This window comes from Streptomyces sp. NPDC049541 (genome assembly GCF_044465725.1).
GTDB lineage: Bacteria > Actinomycetota > Actinomycetes > Streptomycetales > Streptomycetaceae > Streptomyces.
In genome coordinates this window covers 234,002-253,283 of the sequence record NZ_JBITLY010000007.1, presented here as the reverse complement: position 1 = coordinate 253,283, position 19,282 = coordinate 234,002, and the positions used below count along the sequence as shown (strand labels likewise).

The window sequence follows — 19,282 nt, the reverse complement described above, 5'->3', positions numbered from 1 at the left end:
CGTGCGCCCACCTCTCCCCTCGGTCAGCCGGCCGCGTACCCGTCCGCGATCAGTGCGTCGAGCCACTCCTCGGCCGCCGTGCGGTCGGCTCCGGGCGTGCGGTCCCGGTACAGCGTACGGAACGCGTCCCGCACGCCCGGCCCCATTTTCGAACCGTCGCCGCAGATGTACACGCGGGCCCCGGCGTCGAGCAGCTGCCAGACCTCGTCGGCCTCGGCGGCGACGCGGTGCCGTGTCGTCAGGAACGTGTCGGGGGGCTTGCAAAGGCCCTCAGGTGGGGTTCTCGTCCTCGGTCGCGGGGCCGGGCGGCCGGGCGGTGGTGCCCCGCGGGATCAGACGGGTCGGCAGGACGATGTGCCGCTCGTGGTCCGCCTCCGGGTCGTTGATCAGGCGCAGGACCAGCTCGCCGGCCACACGGCCCATCTCGGAGGGCGACTGGGCCACCGTGGTCAGGTCGAACCAGTCGGCCAGCGGCTGGTCGTCGAAGCCGAGGACGGACATCGCCTCGGGCACCTCGATCCTGGCCTTGCGCAGGGTCGAGATCAGGGTGGCGGCGAGCTCGTCCTGCTCGGCGAAGACCGCGGTGGGAGGCTCGCGCAGGCCGAGCAGTTGCCCCAGCGCTTCGGCGACGGCGCGCTTGTCCTCGGCGGGAGCGGCCACCACCAGGGAGTCGTCCAGCGGGATGCCCGCCTCGGCGAGCGCCTGCCGGTAGCCGTGCAGCCGCGCATGCGAGCTGAAGGAGAAGCCGGTGGCGCCGGGGCTCTGCATGAAGGCGATGCGGCGGTGGCCCAGGTTCAGCAGGTGCCGGGTGCCGCTGAGGGCGCCGGCCGCGTCGTCGACGTACACGCTGGGGCGTCCCTCGGCGTGCTGGCTGACGTAGATGACCGGCATCCCGAGGTCGTCGAGCCGGGCGCCCTCCTCCTCGGTGAGGTCGAAGCAGTGCACCAGCAGGGCGTCGGCGTTGCGGCGGGCCGGCAACTGCTCGAAGAACGAGGCGCGTTCGGCTAGGTCCGGTATCACGTAGAGGGCCAGTTCCATGTCCGCGGCGCGCAGCAGCGGGCCCAGGCTGGACAGGGCCGAGCCCATGAACCACGACTTGAGGGTGGGCACCAGCACCGCCACCACGCCGGTCCTGCCGGTCACCAGGCTGGAGGCCTGCCGGGACACCGCGAAGTTCAGCTCGCGCGCGGCCTGTTCGACGCGGGCCCGGACGTCCGGCGAGACGCTCGACAGTCCGCGCAGGGTGCGGGAGACGGTGGATGTGGAGACCCCGGCCCGTTCGGCCACATCGGCCATCGTGGGGTGCCGTTGAGCTGCTGGCATGGGCGGACGTTAGCACAAGCGTGCACTGATCCGCCCGCCCTCGTGACAGCGCTGTCACTGGATTACTTGCGCGTAACGCATTGACGTGCCGCCCGGCTTGCTCCTAGCTTGCAAGCGTTGTCTCAACCGAAATCAACTACTTGAGCAGATCTCACATCTATACGGTCTGACCTGCATATTTTCCTCTGCAATCGCTGCCCAGGAGTGACCTTGAACAAGAGGAAGACCAGAGCGTTGCGGCGCTCCGGTGCGCTGTGCGCGGGGCTGGCCGCCGTTGCCGCGTGCGGCACCGGCGGCGGCTCCGTGTCGAGTACGGGGCGCGGCCCCATCACCTATGTCGCCGGTGCCGACAACACCGGGACCGTGCAGGCGGTGCTCGACCGCTGGAACAGGCTGCACCCGGGCGAGAAGGTCACCTTCGTCCAGCTGCCCACCGATCCCGACGCCCAGCGGCAGCAGATGATCCAGAACGCGGCGACGCGGTCGGACGCCTTCACCGTGCTGTCCCTGGACGTCGTGTGGACCTCGGAGTTCGCGGCGCATCGTTGGGTGGACCGGCTGCCCGAGGACCGCTTCCCGCTGAGCCGGATGCTGAAGCCGATCGTCGCGACCGGCATGTACCGCGGCGGCCTGTACTCCGTGCCGGCCAGCTCCGACGGCGGCATGCTGTACTACCGCACCGATCTGCTCCGGCAGGCAGGCATCTCTCGACCGCCGGTCACCTGGGCGGAGTTGAAGGCGGACTGCGCCAGGGTGCGCAGACTGCCCGCGGCCAAGGGCATGGCCTGTTACGCGGGCCAGTTCCAGAAGTACGAGGGCCTTACGGTGAACTTCGCCGAGGCGGTGAACTCCGCGGGCGGGGTCGTCACCGACGCGCAAGGGCAACCGCATCTCGACACCCCGCAGGCCAGGAAGGGCCTGGACTTCCTGGTCAGCTCCTTCCGGGACGGCACCATCCCCAAGGAGGCCGCCACCTACCAGGAGGAGGACGCCCGCCGCGCCTTCCAGTCCGGCAGGCTCGTCTTCGAACGGCAGTGGCCGTACATGTATCCGCTGGTGAACAAGAAGGACGGCTCCAGCAAGGTCGCGGGCAAGTTCGCCGTCGCACCGCTGCCCGGCCTGAACGGGCCCGGCGCCTCCAGCCTGGGCGGCCACAACCTGGCGCTGTCCGCCTCGGCGAAGAACAAGGCCACCGCACTCGACTTCATCCGCTTCTTCACCAGCCAGGAGACCCAGCGCTTCGCACTGGCCTACGCGCCGGCGGCGCCCACGTACCAGGCGCTGTACCAGGACCCGCGCCTGGTGAAGAAGTATCCGTACCTGCCCGTCCTCAAGCAGTCGATCCTGCATGCGGTGCCACGGCCGCGGGTCTTCGGCTACGGCGATGTCACCGCCGCCGTGCAGCGGGAGGCGTTCGCCGCGCTGACCGGAGCCAAGAGCAGCGCGAGCGCGCTGAAGGACCTGCAGAAGGACCTGCGGCAACAGGCGGCCGGGCAGTGAGGAGACACGACATGGTGAGCACCCACAACCCGCCGGACAGCCTCGACCGGCCGGAAGCGAAGACCCACGACAGCGCCGGCCGGACCCTGCGGGACCGCGGACGCAGAGCCACCTCCGGCGAGGGCAGGCTCGCCGCCCTGCTCGTCTCGCCGACACTGCTGGTCCTGGCGGTCGTCGTGCTCTGTCCGACGATCGTGGCGCTGAAGGACTCCTTCTACGGCACCCCGGGCCTCGACCCGAAGACGGGTTTCGTGCGCGACCACGACCCGTTCGTCGGCGCCGACAACTACACCGCGATCTTCGGAGCGGCGGGCGACCGCTTCTGGAACGCCTTCTGGAACACGACCTTCCTGACCGTCACCACGGTCACACTGGAGACGGTGCTCGGCATCGCGATGGCTCTGATCATGCACCGGGCGCTGCGCGGCCGGGCGGTCGTCCGCGCCTCCATCCTGGTGCCGTGGGCAATCCCCACCGCCGTCACGGGTCTGCTGTGGCGCTGGATCTTCAGCAGCGAGGGAGTGGCCAACGCCCTGATCGGCCGTCAGATCCTGTGGACCACGGAGGGGTTCCACGCCAAGGTCGCGGTCATCGTGGCCGATGTGTGGAAGACGGCTCCGTTCATCGGGCTGCTGGTGCTGGCCGGACTCCAGGTGATCTCCAAGGAGGTGTACGAGGCGGCGCGCATGGACGGGGCGGGCGCGCTGCGCCAGTTCTGGAGCATCACGCTGCCGCTGGTCAAGCCGGCACTGCTGGTGGCCGTGCTGTTCCGCACGCTCGACGCGCTGCGCATGTTCGACCTGCCGTACATCCTGATCGGCGCGCAGAAGACGTCCGTGGAGACGCTGTCCATGCTCGCCCAGGACCAGGCCGCGAACGTGCGGTTCGGACCGGCCGCCGCCTACGCGGTGATCCTCTTCGTCTATGTCTTCCTCATCGCGCTGGCGTTCGTACGGCTGCTGGGCGCCGACGTGGTGCCGCGCCGCCACAAGGAGGTGGCTGCATGAACTCCGCCGCCCTGCACCCGGTCCTGCGCAGAGCGCTGCTCTGGCTCGGCGTCGCCGCTGTCGTCGCCTACTGTCTGGCACCGTTCTACTGGATGCTGGTCTCCAGTCTGCGCCGCACCTCGGACATCTTCGACAACTCCCTGTTCCCGGAACGGATCTCCTTCGAGAACTACCGTGCCGTGCTCGACCCTTCCGAGAACTTCACCCGTGCCCTGTTCAACAGTCTTGTCGTAGCGGGCATCACGACCGTATGTGCACTGCTGCTGGCGACGTTCACGGCGTATGCGATGGCGCGGCTGGAGTTCCGCTTCAAACGGTTCGTGCTGACGCTGATCATCGCCACGTCGATGTTCCCGGTGGTGTCGCTCGTGGTACCGCTGCTGAAGATGTTCGTCGGCTTCGGCTGGATCAACACCTACCAGGCGATGATCGTGCCCAGCCTGTCCTTCACGCTGCCGCTCGCGGTGTGGAACCTGACGGCCTTCTTCCGGCAGATGCCCGACGAACTGGAGCACGCGGCCATGATCGACGGCTGCACCCGCGCCCAGGCCTTCCGCCGCGTCATCATCCCGCTCGCCGCGCCCGGCATCTTCACCACCGCGATCATCACCTTCATCGCCGCCTGGAACGAGTTCCTCATCGCCCTGTCGATGACCAACAAGCCCTCCATCCAGACGGCGCCCGTCGCGATCTCGAAGTTCGCCGGTGCGACCCAGTTCGAGACGCCGTTCGGCAGCCAGATGGCAGCCGGAGTCCTGGTCACGGTTCCGCTCGTGGTGGTGGTGCTGCTGTTCCAGCGCCGGATCGTGGCCGGCCTCACGGCGGGCGCGGCGAAGTAGCCCTTTTTCCCCACTGATGTGTCCCCGCTGATGTACCCCACTGATGTACGAGGAGTACGCACCCATATGTCCACCAGCACCGCACCTTGGTGGCGCGACGCCGTCATCTACCAGGTCTACGTCCGCAGTTTCGCCGACGGCAACGGCGACGGCGTCGGCGACATCGCGGGCATCCGCTCCCGGCTGCCGTATCTGAAGTCGCTCGGGGTGGACGCGATCTGGATCAACCCCTGGTACAAGTCGCCGATGGCCGACCACGGTTACGACGTCGCCGACTTCCGTCGGATCGATCCGCTGTTCGGCACGGTCGCCGAGGCGGAGCAGCTCATCGACGAGGCACACCGGCACGGCATCCGCGTGATCCCTGACATCGTGCCCAACCACACCTCCGACCAGCACGCCTGGTTCCAGGCGGCGCTGGCTGCCGGGCCCGGCAGCCCGGAGCGGGAGCGCTACGTCTTCCGGGCCGGCCGCGGCGCGGACGGCGCCGAACCGCCCAACGACTGGGTGTCCTGCTTCGGCGGCCCGGCCTGGACCCGGCTGCCCGACGGGGAGTGGTATCTGCACCTGTTCGCCCCCGAGCAGCCGGATCTCAACTGGCAGCACCCGGACGTGCGGGCGGAGTTCGAGTCGATCCTGCGGTTCTGGTTCAGCCGGGGCGTGGACGGCTTCCGTATCGACGTGGCGCACGGGCTGATCAAGCATCCCGAGCTGCCCGACCTGCCGCCCCGCCCGGAAGCGGCGCCCGACGGCCCGCGGCAGCACCTCGACCATCCGCACTGGGACCGGGACGAGGTGCACGACATCTACCGCGCCTGGCGCCGGGTGGCCGACGAGTTTCCCGGTGACCGCTCGTTCGTCGCCGAGGCCTGGGCGGACACCCCGGAGCGACTCGCCGCCTACGTCCGCCAGGACGGTCTGCACACGGCCTTCAACTTCGACTTCCTGATGTCCAGTTGGGACGCGAAGGAGCTGCGGGCCGTCATCGACGACTCCCTCGCCATGCTCGGCGCGGTGGGCGCCCCGGCCACCTGGGTGCTGTCCAACCACGACGTGATGCGCCACCCCAGCCGCTACGGCCGCAAGGTGGTCCGGCGCTGGGTCGCCAACGAGCCCTACCGGCCCGAGGGCCCCCTGGATCTGGCCCTGGGCACCCGGCGGGCCCGCGCCGCCGCCCTGCTGATGCTCGCGCTGCCCGGCGGTGCCTACATCTACCAGGGGGAGGAGCTCGGGCTGCCGGAGGTCGAGGACCTGCCCGAGTCCGTGCTCCAGGACCCGGTATGGGAACGGTCGGGGCACACCGACCGCGGGCGAGACGGCTGCCGGGTGCCGATCCCGTGGTCGGGGCGCAGTGCCCCGTACGGCTTCAGTCCGGAGGGCACGACGGCCGAGCCCTGGCTGCCGCAGCCGGACGGCTGGGCGGAGCACAGCGTGGCCGCGCAGGACGGCGTCGAGGGCTCGATGCTGGAGCTGTACCGCGCCGCCCTGCGCCTGCGCCGCGACCATCCGGCCCTCGGCGACGGTGGCCTGAGCTGGCTCGACGCCCCGGCCGGCGTCCTCTCGTTCCGCCGCGAGCCCGGTTTCGTGTGCGTGGTGAACCTCTCGGCCGAGCCGTACCGGCTGCCCGAGCACACCTCGGTCCTGCTGGCGAGCGGCGCACTGGACGATGATCTGCTGGGACCGGATCAGGCAGCCTGGCTCGCCACATGATTGCGTAGTGCGTGTCGCGGAGTGCGGTACGACTCCGGGGCGGTTGCGCGGCCTTGATGTGCTGGAACTGTTCCGGCCGCAGGAGGCCACGCAGGTGGAGCGGATCGCGCAGGCGCTGCGGCTGCGGCACCGCTCGCGCCACCAGGTGTCGGTGTGCTGGGCGGGGCCGGGCGGCGGCGAGCGGTTCGGCGAGCTGACCGCCGACCCGGTCAGCGACTGGCATCGGTGGAGGCCCGCGTCCTGGCGCTGCTCGCCGGGGGCGCCACCACCGCCAGGGCCGCCGCGGAGACCGGTCTCAGCGCGGACGGCGTCACCTGTCACCTACGGCGGCTGTCGGCGCGCTGGGGCGCCTCGAACCGTACCGAACGGGTGGCGCACGCCTATGCGCTCGGCGTTCTCACCCCCGGGGTGCGGCCGCCGGGCGCACAGGCGGTGCCCGCCCCTTCGGGAGCGCCGAAGCGGGCGAGGATGTGCCAGACCATCTTCAGATCCTGCAGTGCGTGGCGGCCGGTGCGGGCGGCGTCGCCGATGATCCTCGGATCGACCTGGCCGTCCTGGGCGATCCGGGCACCCAGTTCCGCGTACTCCGCCCCGCGGTAGTCGGCGTGCTCCCGCAACTCCGCCACGCTCAGCCGGTAGCCGGGGTGCCACTCGACCGGGCAGGGCAGCAGGCGGGCGGCCGCCTCGACGGACGTGCCGCGGTAGCCGGAGTCCAGGACGAGCGCCTCGATGTGCGCGGCGAGCTGTACGCCGCCGTGGACCTGGGCCTCGATGTAGTCGTTGAGGGCGTCCTGCTCGTCGGCCTCGGCGAGCGCGATCAGCGACATGCCGGCGGCCACTCCGAAGTCGGTCGGCTCGGCCGCGCTGTCGGGGTAGCAGAACGTGGTGCGGGCGAGGGCGTCGGCGGTGAGCCGGAAGTGCGAGGAGCCGAACCGGGGGGCGGCGCCGACCACTTGCCGCCGGAAGTTCAGCGCCCCGTACACGGGCCGCTCGTGCGGATCGGCGTCGTCGTAGGCGCCGCCGAAGATCCGGCTCTCCCAGCGCCAGCGGTCACCGCCGGGGTGTGCGGTGAGCCCGCCGTTGCTGGTGCCGGTGACGAACTGCGAGTGGTAGGCGCCGTCCTGGGCCAGCGCCCGGAGGATGGGCAGCCCGCCGACCAGCCGGTCGGGGTGGAAGTTCAGGGTGAGGCGCAGGTCGGGGCCGAGGGCCGGGCCCGTCGAGCGGGCGGCTACATGGCGCAGCGCCCGCCGCGCCCGCGGTGAGCCGACGTTCCCGAAATCCACCCGTTCCCCTTCTCCCACCGGTCCCGAAGCGTCCCGAGGGCCCCCAAGACCCCCTCATGAGATCACTCAGAGGTCGGCAACCGCCAGGACGATTTTGCCGCGGTTGCTGCGCTGCTCCAGCAACTCGTGGGCGGTACGGGCCTGTTCGAGGGGTACGACGGTTTCGACGGGCACCCGGTACGCCCCCGAGGCCACGCGCTCGGCGAGCTCCCGCAGATCGTTGCGGGGGTCGTAGCCGTGGATCTGGAGATTGGTGAGCTGGAAGCCGAGGATGGCTGCGTTCTTCGGGTAGAAGTCGCGGGTGTCGACGGTGCTCTGCTCCAGAGCGACGTTGGCGAGGGCCACGACCCGGCCGCCGTGGCCCACCTGGCGCAGACTGCGGGCGAACGCCCGGCCGCCGACGGTGTCGAGGACGACGTCGGCGCCACGGCCGTCGGTCAGCCGCAGCACCTCGTCGACCTCCGCGTCCTCGGGGTGGACGGAGGTGTCGACGGTGACGTGGGCACCGAACTCCCCCGCCCAGGCCGCCTTTTCGGCCGATCCGGCAAGCGCGATGACCCGCGCGCCCGTCTCCGCGGCGATCTGCACGGCCGCGCTGCCCACCCCGCTCGCGGCCGCCTTCACCACCACCGTGTCCTCCTTGGTGACCCGGGCGAGGTGGCGCAGGCAGTACCAGGCGGAGAGCCAGGCCACCGGCAGGGCGGCCGCCTCGGTCAGGCCCACGCCGTCCGGCAGGACGGTGACCTGAGTGGCGGGCACAACCGCGAACTCGGCATAGAAACCAGGGGCGTTGACCCCGTCCAGGGCCATGACCCGCTGCCCGGCCTCCAGACCGGTCACCCCCTCCCCCACCGCCGCGACGACGCCGGCCGCCTCCACGCCCGGGATCAGCGGCGGTCGCCCGGCCCGGTGGTAGACACCCCTCCTGACCAGCGCGTCGGCGCGGTTCACGCCCGCCGCCGCGATCCGCACCAGCACCTCGCCGGGCCCCGCCACGGGGTCGGGCACCTCGACCTGCACCAGCACCTCGGGGCCGCCGAACTCGTCGATCCGTACCGCACGCATACCGCACCCGCTTCCTGCCACAGCCGCCCACGCGACTGACACCGGTTGAAGTGGTGTCACCATCCAACACTGCTTCAACCGGTGTCAAGGGATCGCCCGTCATGTTCGACACCTCCTGAACCGGTGTACGCTCTCCCTCATGACCGGTACCTCCGCGCCGCCCGCCGACCCGGCGCTCGCTTTCCCGTTCATCGGCGGCCGCCCCTGTCTGAACTTCGTGGCGACGCTCGGCCGGCGGCACGCGTCCGTTCCCCTGGAGCGGCTCCCGGACCCGGCCGCGCTCGCCCGCTGGTTCACGGAGGCGGAGCTGACCGCGGACGGCGAGCCGGTACGGGTCACCGCCCGGGACCTGACCGGCGCCCGCGACCTGCGCGAGGCCCTCTACCGCCTGGTGCGCACGTCGATGGCCGGGCAGCACCCGGAACCGGCCGACGTGGAGCTGATCAACGAGGCGGCGGCCCGCCCGGACCTCGCCCCCCAGCTGGGCCCCCTGCGCTGGACGGCCCGACAGCCGGCCCGGGCCGCTCTGGCGACGGTCGCCCGCGACGCAGTCCTCCTGGTGCGCAGCCCCTTGCTGGAACGGGTCAAGAAATGCGAGAACCCCAACTGCTCACTGCTGTTCCTGGACGACTCCCAGGCCCGGCGCCGCCGTTGGTGCTCCATGGAGCGCTGCGGCAACCTCGCGAAGGTGGCCGGGTACCGGTCCCGGAGCAGGGGCGTACCCACGCGGTGAAGGTGGATCAGGACGCCGTGGGTACGGGCGACCGCGAGGTCGGCGGGGGCCGGCCGGGCAGTCGGTGCCGACGCAACGGCGGCCGGGCACACGCCGGCCACCGATTGGCGGACGCCGTGAACTGCTCAGGCGGTCGCTCCTACCAGCCGTAGGGCGGGCCCGGCGGGGGGACGTGGGCTGTCCGCCGACCGTCGCCTCGGCTTCACTGCGCATGCGCGTCAGCGCATCGCAGGCGACCAGTGCGGGTCGCGGCCCAGGAAGGCGAGCAGCGCCTCGGCGGTGTCGTAGCCCGGCGCGACCTCGCGGGCGGGCGCGAACACCCGGTACGCGTCCCGCAGATGGTCGACGAGCCGGTCCGCCGCCGGCCGGATTCCCTCGGCGAGCCCTACGGTCAGCGGTCGGTCCTGGCCCGTGGCGACCGCGATGTCCCAGGCGTGCACCGCCGCGTCCATGGCGGCTGCCGCCGCGGCGAGCGGCACGGGCAGGGGGCCCAGCGGAGTCGGTGCCTGTTCGGCGTCGGCGGGCAGTCCCGTGTAGGCGTCCGCCACCGCGCGCAGCACCTTGTCGAGCTCCGCGGCCGGGTCTCCGTCGAGGGCGTCGGCCGGGTGGAACGGGTCCGAGTCAGGGCGGCCGCCGGTGATCGCGAGACCGTAGGCCTGCTGGTCGACACGCGCGTGATTGAGGACCTGCCGTACCGTCCACTCGCTGCACGGCGTCGGCGCTCCCCACGCCGACTCCGGCACTCCGGCGACCACCTCGGCGAGATAAGCGTGCGCCTGCGTGAGAACCTCGATGCCCTGGGTGTGCACCACGATTGTTCCCCTCCTGTCACCCTTCGACCGACATGAACAATCTAGGCTGCCTTGCGGACAGTTACGGTCCTCAAGGACACGGTCCTCCAGGACAGGTCTTCAAGGAGAGGAAGGAGCGCGGCCCGAGGATGCGAGCGGTACGTGAGTGGACGGCGTCTGTCGTGCGCTTTGTGAAGCGCCGCCGGGACCCGATGGTCGTACAGACCCTGCGGTCGGCTGCCGCGGCGACGATCGCGTACGTCGTCGCACTGCGGCTCAGTCCCGAGCCCGCACCGCTCACCGCTCCGCTGACCGCGCTGCTGGTCGTGCAGGTCACCCTGTACGCCACCCTCACCAACGGCGTCCGCCGGGTGAACTCGGTCGTGGCCGGCGTCCTCGTCGCGATCGCCTTCAGCCTTCTGGTGGGTCTGACGTGGTGGAGTCTGGCCCTGCTGATCGTGGCCTCGCTGGCGGTGGGGCGGCTGGTGCGGGTCGAGGAGTACGTGCCCGAGGTGGCGATCAGCGCGATGCTGGTGCTCGGGGTGACGACCCACGGGGACACGGCCTGGGCGCGGGTGGTGGAGACACTGATCGGCGCGGTCGTCGGGTTCGGCTGCAATCTGCTGCTCGCGCCACCCGTGTGGGTGGACGAGGCCGGCGAGTCGATCGAGGGTCTGGCCCGCCGGGTGCGGCAGCTGATGCTGCGCATGGGCGAGGAGGCCGCCGGCCGCACGCCCGTCGAGCGGGCGACAGAGCGGCTCTACGAGGCACGCCGGCTGGACCACGACATCGTCGAGGTCGACGCGGCCCTCCGACAGGCCGAGGACAGCCTGCGGCTCAATCCCCGCGTTCGGGAGGGCCTGCTGCACCGGGTGGTGCTGCGCACGGGCCTGGACACGCTGGAGATCTGCACGGTGGTCCTGCGGGTGCTGGCGCGCACCCTCACCGACCTCGCCAAGGAACGCGATCCCGAGCCGCTGTTCGCACCCGAGACGGGGGCCGCCGTGGAGCAGCTGCTGTCGGAGATCGCCGACGCCGTGGTCAGTTTCGCGGTGCTGGTCACCAGCCACGTCAGCGAGAGCGCCGAGTCGGCGGAGTCCCGGCTGGCCGCGGAGCTGCGGCAGGCCGCGGCCAGCCGCGACAAGCTGGCCCAGCTGCTGCTCGAGGAGGTCCAGCGCGACGCCCGCAGCTGGCAGCTCTACGGCGCCGTGCTGACCGAGGTCAACCGCATTCTCGACGAGATGGACACCGAGCACCGCTCGCGCCGCCTCTTCGAGGAGCTGGACCGCAACTCCCGCGAACAGCGCGAGCGGATGCCGCGGCTGACCAGGCTGCGGGAGAGCCTGCGCGATTCCGAGCGGCTGCGGGTTCCGGAGGTGCTGCGCAGGAACCCCGACGACGCCGGGCGTCGTCCCAAGTGACGGAGCCACCGGAGCGGCGTACGCGTCCGGGGCCAAGGAGCAAGGGGGCGGGCGGATGACGGACACGGGCGTGCGGATCGACGGGAACACCCTGCGGTTGCCGGGGGGTGTGGCAGTGCGGTTCGTGCGCACCCTGCGGCTGCCGGAGACGGGCACCCATCCGCTGCCACCGGGCCTCGGCGAGTTCCCGGTGCGCCCGGTCGCGGACTTCCCGGACACGGTGCCCGACCAGTGGCGTGCGCGGGGCGGTGTGATGCTGCCGGTGTATCTGCGCGAGGCGATGTGGCTGAGCTTCGGCGGGACAGTGGAGCCGGCCGCCCTGCAGGTCGGGGTCGGCAAGGTGTGCGCGGTCTCGGGAAAGCCCTGGAGCGACCGGTTGTCCCGGAAACCGCAGAACTACCTCGTGCTGCCCCGCCAGCCCTGGCTGGACGGCATCAACTCCGGGAAGGGCACGGTCCGCCAGTTCGTGGCGGTGCCGCTGGGCCTGGGGGCGACCGTCGAGGGCCAGGTCACGGGCGAGGAGACCTGGGGCGGCGTCCAGCTGCAGTCCTTCCCGCTCCGCGAAGCCAAGCTGGCCGAGTGGCGCGAGGAGGAGCGGCGCCGCTCCGAGCTGCGCCGGACGAGCATGTCGGCCGGGGGATACGGGGCGGCGCTGCCCATGGCGGCGGCCGCGCCGGGCGGTCCGGTACCGGCGGCGGCTCCGTCGGGCCGTGCGCGTCCCGCCGCGGCCATGGGGCTCGGTGTCGGCGGTTCGATGCGGCAGGAGGTCTACCGGGACGACCGGCCGCTCGAGGACTGGGCCGAGGGGCCCGCCGGGCGGGTGTTCGTGCACCTGGTGACGCCTCCGGAGTGGCGCCGCATCACCGGCGAGGCTCCCCCGCCGTCCCCTGTGAACCGTGCGGAGTACACCCGGGCCGGGCTGCCCTGGTACGACTACTACGACCAGGACGCGGAGGATCTCGCGCCCACGGACACGCTGGAGGGCGTGAAACCGGTCGGCGACTGGCTCGGCGACGACCACGACCCCTGGCAGGATCCGTCGCCGCAGCAGGTCAAGCCGCTGAAGGACGCTCCGGGCAAGCCGGTGGCGGACGGCGACTGGTAGAGCCGTACCCATTGCACCTTGCGCAACGCCCGTTGCCGTTCTTGCGGACGCCTGCCGGCACGGGTCATGGTGGCTTGTCACGAACGAGGCGAGCGACCACCTGAGGTGTGGACATGGGCAGTGGGACAGGAGCGGCGGGCGGCGGCTGGAGCAGGCGCCGCCTCGTCGGCGCGCTCGCCGGAGCGGCCGCGGTGACGGCTCTGCCGGCACCCGCGCCGCCCAGGGAAGCGGCCGCCCACACCCCCACGGACCCCGACCGGGCGGCGCCCGCTGCCGAGCAGCCGTCGGCCCAGCCCAGCGCCTCGCACCCGGCCGAGAAGCACTCCGGCCCCCAGCCGCTCTACATCGGCACCTACACCACGGTCGAGGGCGGCGGCACGGGCGTCGGCCTCGCCACGTACGACCCCACCTCCGGCCGCGTCACCGGCACCGGAACCCTGAGGGGCATCGTCAACCCGTCGTATCTCGCGCTCCACCCGGACCGCCGCACGCTGTACACGGTGAACGAGCACGACGACGGCGCCGTGACCGCCGTACGCCTGGCCGACCGAAGGATCCTGGGCTCGCGCAGCACCGGCGGGGCGGGGCCCTGCCACCTCTCCGTGCACCCCAGCGGCCGCTGGCTGCTGAGCGCCAACTACACCTCGGGCAGCGTGGCCGTGCACCCGATCGACAAGTCGGGCGCACTGGTCGAGCGCACGGACGTGGTCACGCACTCGACCCCGGCACCCGGACCGGGCCAGCAGGGCCCGCACGCGCACCAGTTCATCACCAGCCCCGACGGCGGTCATGTGCTCGCCGTCGACCTGGGCACGGACACCGTCTACACATATCGTCTGGACGAGCGCCGTGGGACCCTCACCGAGGTCGCGCAGGCACACACCCGGCCAGGCGCCGGTCCGCGCCACCTCACCTTCCACCCCGGCGGACGGTACGCGTATCTGGCCAACGAGGTCGACAACACGGTCGCGGTCTGCGCGTACGAGGCCGCCACCGGACGGCTGACGATCGGCGAGCCGCAGTCCACGGGCTCGGGCCCCGGCACCAACTACCCGGCGCAGATCCTGGTGACCGCCGACGGCTCCTACGCCTATCTCGCCAACCGCGGCGACAACAGCCTCGCGCGCTACGCCGTCGAGGCGGACGGCGCCCGGCTGCGGCTGCTCGGCACGGTGCCGGTCTCAGGTGACTTCCCGCGCCAGATCGCCTTCTCACCGGACGGGCGCCTGCTGTTCGCTGCGAACCAGAAGTCCGGCACGGTCAGCGTCTTCCACGTGGACGGCAAGGGCGGTGACCTGCGGCTCGCGGGCGAGCCGTTCGTCTCACCCGTCGCCGTCTGCGCGCTGCCGCTGTAGGGCACGCGGGCAGGAGGCGGCAGTGGCCTGCGCGAGCAGGACGCGCATGCGTTCGGTGAGCTGTCCGACGTCGTCGGCGGGCGCGTGGAAGGGCAGTCGTACGTCGCCGTGGGCGCGGTTGCGCTCGATGCGCAGGGTCAGTCCGTGCCGGTCGACGGCGACGGGCTGGACGCGGACCGCGCCGTGCAGACTGGCGTGGTCGACGAGCCGGGTGAGCCGCTCGACGGCGTCGGGATGGCAGTCGGCGAGGTGGGTCAGCAGGTGCGCCTCGGCGAGGGCGAGCGGGTCGGGCCCGGCGGCGGCGAACTCGTCCAGGTCGACGACCACTGCGCCGGACGACTGCCGCAGCACGACCCGGGTGGGCCGGAGCGCCAGGTGGCCATCCTCGGGGAGGAAGTACCCGGCGAGCCAGAGCCGGGCCCGGATGCGGTGGCGTACCGGGACGGGTGCGACGTCGGCGAACTCCAGCACGGCATGGGGCTCTCCGCGGGGTGCGCAGATCGCGGCCGCGAGCAGGGCGCTGTCCTCGGGCACGTGCAGCAGCACCCGACCGTCCTCGTCCACGCGGTGCGCGCCGACGAACTCCTCGCGGCAGCCGTCCGCGGTCACCGCGCAGGACCAGGCGGTGGCCAGTACCGACCTGGCCCGTTCGGCCGCGGCAGGCGCGGCCGTCCAGTTGGGGCTGTCACCCATCCCAAACCTCCTTAGGTAAGCCTTGCCTAACCTATCGAAGATCAGGGTGTACGCCAACCACGGGGCGGCCGAAGTGGTTCACCTCAGGGGGCGATGACTCCCAGCAAGGCCCGGGCGCACAGGTCGCGCACCTGCTCCCGGGTCAGCTCCGAACCCCGCAGCCACTCCAGACAGACGGCCGTGGTGAAGGCCAGCCAGCCGCGGACCGCCAGCTTGAGGTCGGGGCGCTGCTGCGCGACCGGGCCGAGTTCGGGGTCGGCGGCGAGCGTGGCCAGGATCTGCCGCTCCTGCGCGGCCAGTGCCCGCTGGTAGACCCGGCGGATGGCCTGGTCCCCCGCCGCGTCCGCGCGATGGAAGGCGCGGAAGCCGTGCGCATGGGTGTGCACGTACTCCAGGAAGATGTCGAGTCCGGCTGCGAGTTGCTCGCGCGCGGGGACCCCGGGCACGGCGGCCGTCATCTGCAGCATCCGTTCGCTCTGCCGCTCGACGACCGCGGCGAAGAAGTCCCGCTTGGTCGGGAAGTAGTGGTACAGCAGTCCGCGCGAGACGCCGGCGATCTCGGCGACCTGCTCGATCCACACCTCGTCGTACGGACTCTCCGAGAACAGCCGCGCCCCCACCGCGAGCAGCTGCTCCCGGCGCTCCTCGGTACTGAGCCGGCGACGCGTGCGCTCGCTCTGGTTCGCGGCCATGCCCGCACTTTACTTGACGCCGGTTCAACAGCGGGACCAGACTGAAACCGCTATTGAATCCACGTACAACAGAGGCGCGAAACAGTTGTACGCCAGCTCAACCTGCCGCTGATTCAAGGGAGAACGCGTCATGGCGGAGACGACGTCGGGGGCCGGACCGGCGACCGAGGCCACCCTTCCCAAGGGGTTCCGGGGCGCCGAAAAGGGCTGGCCCGAGCTGCACCGCATTCCGCATCCCCCGCACCGCCTCCCCCTGCTCGGCGATGTGCTCGGCGCCGACCGGCGCGCGCCCGTCCAGGACTCCATGCGCTACGCACGGCAGCTCGGGCCGATCTTCCGGCGCAAGGCGTTCGGCAAGGAGTTCGTGTTCGTGTGGGGTGCCGAGCCGGCCGCCGACATGGCGGACGAGTCGCGCTTCGCCAAGCACGTCGGCCTCGGGGTCGCCAATCTGCGGCCGGTCGTCGGGGACGCGCTGTTCACGGCGTACAACCACGAGCCGAACTGGCAGCTGGCGCACGACGTCCTCGCCCCGGGCTTCAGCCGGGAGGCGATGGAGGGCTACCACCCGATGATGCTGGCGGTGGCCGAGCGGCTCACCGACCACTGGGACCGCGAGCTGGCGGCGGGCCGGGCGGTGGACGTGCCCGGTGACATGACCAAGCTGACGCTGGAGACGATCGCGCGCACCGGCTTCGGGCACGACTTCGGTTCCTTCGAGCGGCCCCGGCTGCATCCGTTCGTGACCGCGATGGTGGGCACACTGACCTACGCCCAGCGCCTGAACACGGTGCCCTCGCCGCTGGCGCCCTTCCTGCTGCGGAGCGCCTCGCGCCGCAACGAGGCCGACATCGCGTATCTCAACCGCACGGTCGACGACCTGGTCCGGGCCCGCCGCGCATCCGGCGAGGGCGGCGACGGGGATCTGCTGGACCGGATGCTGGAGACGGCCCACCCCGAGACCGGGGAGCGGCTGTCCGCCGAGAACGTGCGCCGCCAGGTCATCACCTTCCTGGTGGCCGGCCACGAGACGACCTCGGGCGCGCTCTCCTTCGCCCTGCACTACCTCTCCCGGCACCCCGAGATCGCGGCCCGCGCCAGGGCCGAGGTGGACGCCGTCTGGGGCGATGCGGCGGTGCCCGGCTACGACCAGGTGGCCAAGCTGCGGTATGTGCGGCGGGTGCTGGACGAGGCGCTGCGGCTGTGGCCGACGGCGCCGGCCTTCGCCCGGGAGGCCCGCGAGGACACGCTGCTGGCCGGGGACCATCCGATGCGGCGCGGGGCCTGGGCGCTGGTCCTCACCGCGATGCTGCACCGCGACCCGGAGGTGTGGGGCAGCGACGCCGAGCGGTTCGACCCGGACCGCTTCGACCCGAAGGCCGTACGGTCCCGGGCCCCGCACACCTTCAAGCCGTTCGGGACGGGGGCACGGGCGTGCATCGGGCGGCAGTTCGCGCTGCACGAGGCCACGCTGGTACTCGGTCTGCTGCTGCGCCGCTACGACCTGCGGCCCGACCCCGACTACCGGCTGCGGGTGACCGAGCGGCTCACCCTGATGCCGGAGGGGCTGCGGCTGCATCTGGAGCGGCGCCCGGCCACCGCGGCCACCGCGGCCGCGCCGGTCGTCGAGGAGGCCCCGTCAGAGCTGCGCTGTCCAGTGCACGGGGCGGGTGAGTGAGTCCGGCAGCCGGGTGCCGGCGCTGCCGCGGGCGGCGTTGAGCTGGGGCTGGGTGAGGAAGAAGGCGCCGGTCAGGTCGGCGTCGCTGAGATCGGCGTCGCGCAGGTCGGCGCCGATCATGTCCGCGCCGCGCAGGTCGGCTCCGGTCAGGTCGGCGGCTATGAGGTAGGCGCCGCGGAGGTTGGCACCGCACAGGTCGGCGCCCTTGAGGCGGGCGCCCATCAGGTCGGCGCCGCGGCGGTCCTTCTTGCGGCCGCGGGCACCGGCCCGTACCAGCTCGCTGGTCTTCAGCAGGAGCACGTTGACGTCCTGCCGGTGCGCCCCCACGTCCAACGCGGCCAGCTGCTCGGGGTTCTGGCGGGTGAGCTCCTCGGTTTTCTGCAGGGCGCGGCGCAGCTCGGCGTGGACGGGGCGCGCCGGGGGCAGGGCGAGTGCTTCGGTGAGGTACCAGAGCAGTTCGTGCAGCTGCCGTACGACCGGGAACACATCGAACATGCGCCGGGCGTCCGCCCGCGAGGTGGTGCGCCAGTCCTGTCCGCCGAAGGTGACCTGCGAGACCTTCTGGCCCGCGCCGAAGCAGTCGTAGACCGTGCAGCCGCTGAAGCCCTGCTGCCGCAGCCGGGCGTGGATGCCGCAGCGGTGGTCCTCCCGCAGGTTGCGGCAGGGGGTGCCGGCCTTCTTGTCGATCGCGAAGTCGGCGGAGGCGGCGAAGGGCAGGGCGACACAGCAGAGACCGAAGCAACGCTCGCAGTCGCCGCGCAGCTCGGCCCGGTCGGCTGTCTGATCTGGCATGACGCCCAGCCTAACGGGATGCCGCGGGGCGCTGTCGGTGGCCGTACGTACAGTCGTCGTATGGCGCTTTCACGCGAAGAACGGGAAGGCTTCCTTGCTGAGCCGCAGGTGGCCGCGCTGGGCGTCGCCGCCGGTGACGACCGCGGGCCGTTGGTGGTGCCGATCTGGTACGCCTACGAGCGCGGCGGTCTGCCGTGGATCCTCACCGGCGCAGACTCCCGGAAGATGACCCTGATCAGGGCGGCGGGCCGCTTCAGTCTGATGGTCCAGCGCACGGAGCCGACGACGCGGTACGTCTCGGTCGAAGGGCCGGTAGCCGAGGTGGCCGAGGGAAACAGCGCCCTTCACCGTGAGATGGCCGGGCGCTACCTGTCGGGGGCGGCACTCGACGAGTTCGTGTCCTTCGCGGAGGCCGAACTCGCCGATCACGTCGTGGTGCGCATGCGACCGGAACACTGGTTCGCCGCGGATCTGGGCACCGTCGGATGACGGGCCCCTGTCGTCATCCGGACAGCAGCGCTCGCTCCCACTGCTCCTGCCGCTCTTCGATGTATTCGGCATCCCCACGCCACGCGTCCCCGTGGCCCTCCGCCCAGAGCCTGGCCCACGGCTGATTCCCCCGGTCCGACTGCTCTCTGAGGAAGTCGTGCATGGCTCGGGTGCGGCGGCCCAGCATCGGTACGAGGGCGCGCCGTTCGGTCTCGTCGAGTCCGTAGACGTCGGCGAAGAGGCGCAGCCGGGCCGCGGCGTCGGGGCTCTGCCACTCGGGATGAGCGGACAGCGGCACGAAGCCGCGGACGGCGTAGGAGACGTCCCAGAGGCGGGAGCCGGGGGCGGCCGTGTCCCAGTCGATGAAGGCCCACTCCTCCTCGCCGCCGACCACGAGGTTCCATGGCGCCAGGTCCTGGTGGGCGATGATGTCGGCGCCCTCCGCGGGAACGAGCACCTGCCAGCGGGCGTCGGCCGGCGGCGTGAAGGCCCTCACGGCGTCGTGGAAGTCCCGGATCAGCCGGGCCACGCGGACCAGCCCCGCTGTCGACTCCACCAGGGCGAACCGGTCGGGCCAGATCACGCCGCCCGGCACGAAGGTCAGCACCGCGCGCCCCTGGTCGTCGATCCCGAGGGGGCGCGGGGCCGCACGGAATCCGGCCTCGTGCAGGTGCGTGAGCAGAGCGTGCACCGCGGGCGTCCAGGGCCCGGCGGGCCGGCGGACGGTGTCACCGATGCGGACGACGCCATCGCTGACGTTCCCGCCGGACAGCGGCTGTTCGTCGTCGTGCACTGACCTCTCCTCGACT

At 71.8% G+C, this 19,282-nt stretch carries 18 protein-coding genes and 2 pseudogenes; 11 read left to right on the top strand and 9 right to left on the bottom strand.

Annotation, left to right across the window (positions count from 1 at the left end):
* Positions 1–23: 23 nt before the first annotated feature.
* Both ACIBW9_RS26725 and ACIBW9_RS26720 read right to left on the bottom strand, forming a co-directional pair.
* Positions 24–233: pseudogene (locus ACIBW9_RS26725) on the bottom strand (hypothetical protein); the annotation flags it as partial.
* Between the two features lie 37 nt (positions 234–270).
* On the bottom strand, positions 271–1,323 hold the full coding sequence (locus ACIBW9_RS26720) for a LacI family DNA-binding transcriptional regulator (protein WP_398959153.1): 1,053 nt from the start codon (positions 1,321–1,323) through the stop codon (positions 271–273).
* A gap of 210 nt (positions 1,324–1,533) precedes the next feature.
* On the opposite strand from ACIBW9_RS26720, the gene ACIBW9_RS26715 reads away from it, so the two are divergent.
* The 5 genes and pseudogenes from ACIBW9_RS26715 to ACIBW9_RS26695 form a co-directional block, all read left to right on the top strand.
* Entirely contained in the window at positions 1,534–2,823 is a 1,290-nt protein-coding gene (locus tag ACIBW9_RS26715; RefSeq protein WP_398959151.1) for an ABC transporter substrate-binding protein, read from the top strand.
* 11 nt (positions 2,824–2,834) lie between these two features.
* Positions 2,835–3,830 carry a carbohydrate ABC transporter permease gene (locus ACIBW9_RS26710; protein WP_398959149.1) on the top strand — a complete coding sequence of 332 codons (996 nt, stop codon included), beginning with the start codon at positions 2,835–2,837 and terminating at the stop codon, positions 3,828–3,830.
* The gene (locus tag ACIBW9_RS26705; RefSeq protein WP_398959147.1) at positions 3,827–4,669 is read left to right on the top strand and encodes a carbohydrate ABC transporter permease; all 843 of its coding nucleotides are present in this window, start codon (positions 3,827–3,829) and stop codon (positions 4,667–4,669) included. Before ACIBW9_RS26710 ends, ACIBW9_RS26705 begins: the two co-directional genes overlap by 4 nt.
* 66 nt (positions 4,670–4,735) lie before the next feature.
* Entirely contained in the window at positions 4,736–6,379 is a 1,644-nt protein-coding gene (locus tag ACIBW9_RS26700) for a glycoside hydrolase family 13 protein (protein ID WP_398959145.1), read from the top strand.
* Positions 6,336–6,805: pseudogene (locus ACIBW9_RS26695) on the top strand (diguanylate cyclase); the annotation flags it as partial. The gene ACIBW9_RS26700 and the pseudogene ACIBW9_RS26695, both read left to right, overlap by 44 nt.
* Here the strand turns inward: ACIBW9_RS26695 and ACIBW9_RS26690 are convergent.
* Together ACIBW9_RS26690 and ACIBW9_RS26685 are read right to left on the bottom strand one after the other, a co-directional pair.
* Positions 6,760–7,662, bottom strand: coding sequence for a DUF3626 domain-containing protein (locus ACIBW9_RS26690; RefSeq protein ID WP_398959143.1), 903 nt, complete (start codon positions 7,660–7,662; stop codon positions 6,760–6,762). The pseudogene ACIBW9_RS26695 and the gene ACIBW9_RS26690 overlap by 46 nt on opposite strands.
* 66 nt (positions 7,663–7,728) lie before the next feature.
* Positions 7,729–8,727 (bottom strand): zinc-binding alcohol dehydrogenase family protein, encoded by a 999-nt coding sequence (locus tag ACIBW9_RS26685; RefSeq protein ID WP_398959141.1) that lies wholly within the window; start codon positions 8,725–8,727, stop codon positions 7,729–7,731.
* A 139-nt stretch (positions 8,728–8,866) separates the two neighbouring features.
* On the opposite strand from ACIBW9_RS26685, the gene ACIBW9_RS26680 reads away from it, so the two are divergent.
* Positions 8,867–9,460 carry a CGNR zinc finger domain-containing protein gene (locus ACIBW9_RS26680; RefSeq protein ID WP_398959139.1) on the top strand — a complete coding sequence of 198 codons (594 nt, stop codon included), beginning with the start codon at positions 8,867–8,869 and terminating at the stop codon, positions 9,458–9,460.
* Between the two features lie 218 nt (positions 9,461–9,678).
* Here the strand turns inward: ACIBW9_RS26680 and ACIBW9_RS26675 are convergent, their stop codons facing one another.
* On the bottom strand, positions 9,679–10,272 hold the full coding sequence (locus tag ACIBW9_RS26675) for a TIGR03086 family metal-binding protein (RefSeq protein WP_398959137.1): 594 nt from the start codon (positions 10,270–10,272) through the stop codon (positions 9,679–9,681).
* Between the two features lie 128 nt (positions 10,273–10,400).
* On the opposite strand from ACIBW9_RS26675, the gene ACIBW9_RS26670 reads away from it, so the two are divergent.
* The 3 genes from ACIBW9_RS26670 (at position 10,401) to ACIBW9_RS26660 (ending at position 14,132) form a co-directional block, all read left to right on the top strand.
* The gene (locus ACIBW9_RS26670) at positions 10,401–11,672 is read left to right on the top strand and encodes an FUSC family protein (protein WP_398959135.1); all 1,272 of its coding nucleotides are present in this window, start codon (positions 10,401–10,403) and stop codon (positions 11,670–11,672) included.
* A gap of 55 nt (positions 11,673–11,727) precedes the next feature.
* Entirely contained in the window at positions 11,728–12,777 is a 1,050-nt protein-coding gene (locus ACIBW9_RS26665; protein ID WP_398959133.1) for a hypothetical protein, read from the top strand.
* A 113-nt stretch (positions 12,778–12,890) separates the two neighbouring features.
* A complete protein-coding gene (locus ACIBW9_RS26660; protein ID WP_398959131.1) occupies positions 12,891–14,132 on the top strand; it encodes a lactonase family protein in 1,242 nt (413 codons plus the stop codon).
* Here the strand turns inward: ACIBW9_RS26660 and ACIBW9_RS26655 are convergent.
* A complete protein-coding gene (locus ACIBW9_RS26655; protein WP_398959129.1) occupies positions 14,100–14,825 on the bottom strand; it encodes a DUF2470 domain-containing protein in 726 nt (241 codons plus the stop codon). The genes ACIBW9_RS26660 and ACIBW9_RS26655 overlap by 33 nt on opposite strands.
* Positions 14,826–14,908: 83 nt before the next feature.
* Positions 14,909–15,517, bottom strand: coding sequence for a TetR/AcrR family transcriptional regulator (locus ACIBW9_RS26650; RefSeq protein WP_398959127.1), 609 nt, complete (start codon positions 15,515–15,517; stop codon positions 14,909–14,911).
* A gap of 130 nt (positions 15,518–15,647) precedes the next feature.
* Here ACIBW9_RS26650 and ACIBW9_RS26645 point away from each other — a divergent pair, with 130 nt between their 5' ends.
* Positions 15,648–17,192 carry a cytochrome P450 gene (locus ACIBW9_RS26645; RefSeq protein ID WP_398959125.1) on the top strand — a complete coding sequence of 515 codons (1,545 nt, stop codon included), beginning with the start codon at positions 15,648–15,650 and terminating at the stop codon, positions 17,190–17,192.
* Here the strand turns inward: ACIBW9_RS26645 and ACIBW9_RS26640 are convergent.
* Positions 17,154–17,984 (bottom strand): pentapeptide repeat-containing protein, encoded by an 831-nt coding sequence (locus ACIBW9_RS26640; RefSeq protein ID WP_398959123.1) that lies wholly within the window; start codon positions 17,982–17,984, stop codon positions 17,154–17,156. The two genes, ACIBW9_RS26645 and ACIBW9_RS26640, sit on opposite strands and share 39 nt — an antisense overlap.
* A 60-nt stretch (positions 17,985–18,044) precedes the next feature.
* On the opposite strand from ACIBW9_RS26640, the gene ACIBW9_RS26635 reads away from it, so the two are divergent.
* Entirely contained in the window at positions 18,045–18,473 is a 429-nt protein-coding gene (locus ACIBW9_RS26635) for a pyridoxamine 5'-phosphate oxidase family protein (protein WP_398959121.1), read from the top strand.
* A 13-nt stretch (positions 18,474–18,486) separates the two neighbouring features.
* Here ACIBW9_RS26635 and ACIBW9_RS26630 read toward each other — a convergent pair whose 3' ends face one another.
* Positions 18,487–19,266, bottom strand: coding sequence for a phosphotransferase enzyme family protein (locus ACIBW9_RS26630; RefSeq protein ID WP_398959119.1), 780 nt, complete (start codon positions 19,264–19,266; stop codon positions 18,487–18,489).
* Between the last annotated feature and the right edge of the window lie 16 nt (positions 19,267–19,282).

Coding starts and splice junctions, on each gene's coding strand:
- ACIBW9_RS26700 (WP_398959145.1), top strand. CDS start 4,736: ATGTCCACCAGCACCGCACCTTGGTGGCGCGACGCCGTCATCTACCAG.
- ACIBW9_RS26710 (WP_398959149.1), top strand. CDS start 2,835: ATGGTGAGCACCCACAACCCGCCGGACAGCCTCGACCGGCCGGAAGCG.
- ACIBW9_RS26645 (WP_398959125.1), top strand. CDS start 15,648: ATGGCGGAGACGACGTCGGGGGCCGGACCGGCGACCGAGGCCACCCTT.
- ACIBW9_RS26655 (WP_398959129.1), bottom strand. CDS start 14,825: ATGGGTGACAGCCCCAACTGGACGGCCGCGCCTGCCGCGGCCGAACGG.
- ACIBW9_RS26680 (WP_398959139.1), top strand. CDS start 8,867: ATGACCGGTACCTCCGCGCCGCCCGCCGACCCGGCGCTCGCTTTCCCG.
- ACIBW9_RS26650 (WP_398959127.1), bottom strand. CDS start 15,517: ATGGCCGCGAACCAGAGCGAGCGCACGCGTCGCCGGCTCAGTACCGAG.
- ACIBW9_RS26720 (WP_398959153.1), bottom strand. CDS start 1,323: ATGCCAGCAGCTCAACGGCACCCCACGATGGCCGATGTGGCCGAACGG.
- ACIBW9_RS26660 (WP_398959131.1), top strand. CDS start 12,891: ATGGGCAGTGGGACAGGAGCGGCGGGCGGCGGCTGGAGCAGGCGCCGC.
- ACIBW9_RS26685 (WP_398959141.1), bottom strand. CDS start 8,727: ATGCGTGCGGTACGGATCGACGAGTTCGGCGGCCCCGAGGTGCTGGTG.
- ACIBW9_RS26705 (WP_398959147.1), top strand. CDS start 3,827: ATGAACTCCGCCGCCCTGCACCCGGTCCTGCGCAGAGCGCTGCTCTGG.
- ACIBW9_RS26665 (WP_398959133.1), top strand. CDS start 11,728: ATGACGGACACGGGCGTGCGGATCGACGGGAACACCCTGCGGTTGCCG.
- ACIBW9_RS26670 (WP_398959135.1), top strand. CDS start 10,401: ATGCGAGCGGTACGTGAGTGGACGGCGTCTGTCGTGCGCTTTGTGAAG.
- ACIBW9_RS26635 (WP_398959121.1), top strand. CDS start 18,045: ATGGCGCTTTCACGCGAAGAACGGGAAGGCTTCCTTGCTGAGCCGCAG.
- ACIBW9_RS26640 (WP_398959123.1), bottom strand. CDS start 17,984: ATGCCAGATCAGACAGCCGACCGGGCCGAGCTGCGCGGCGACTGCGAG.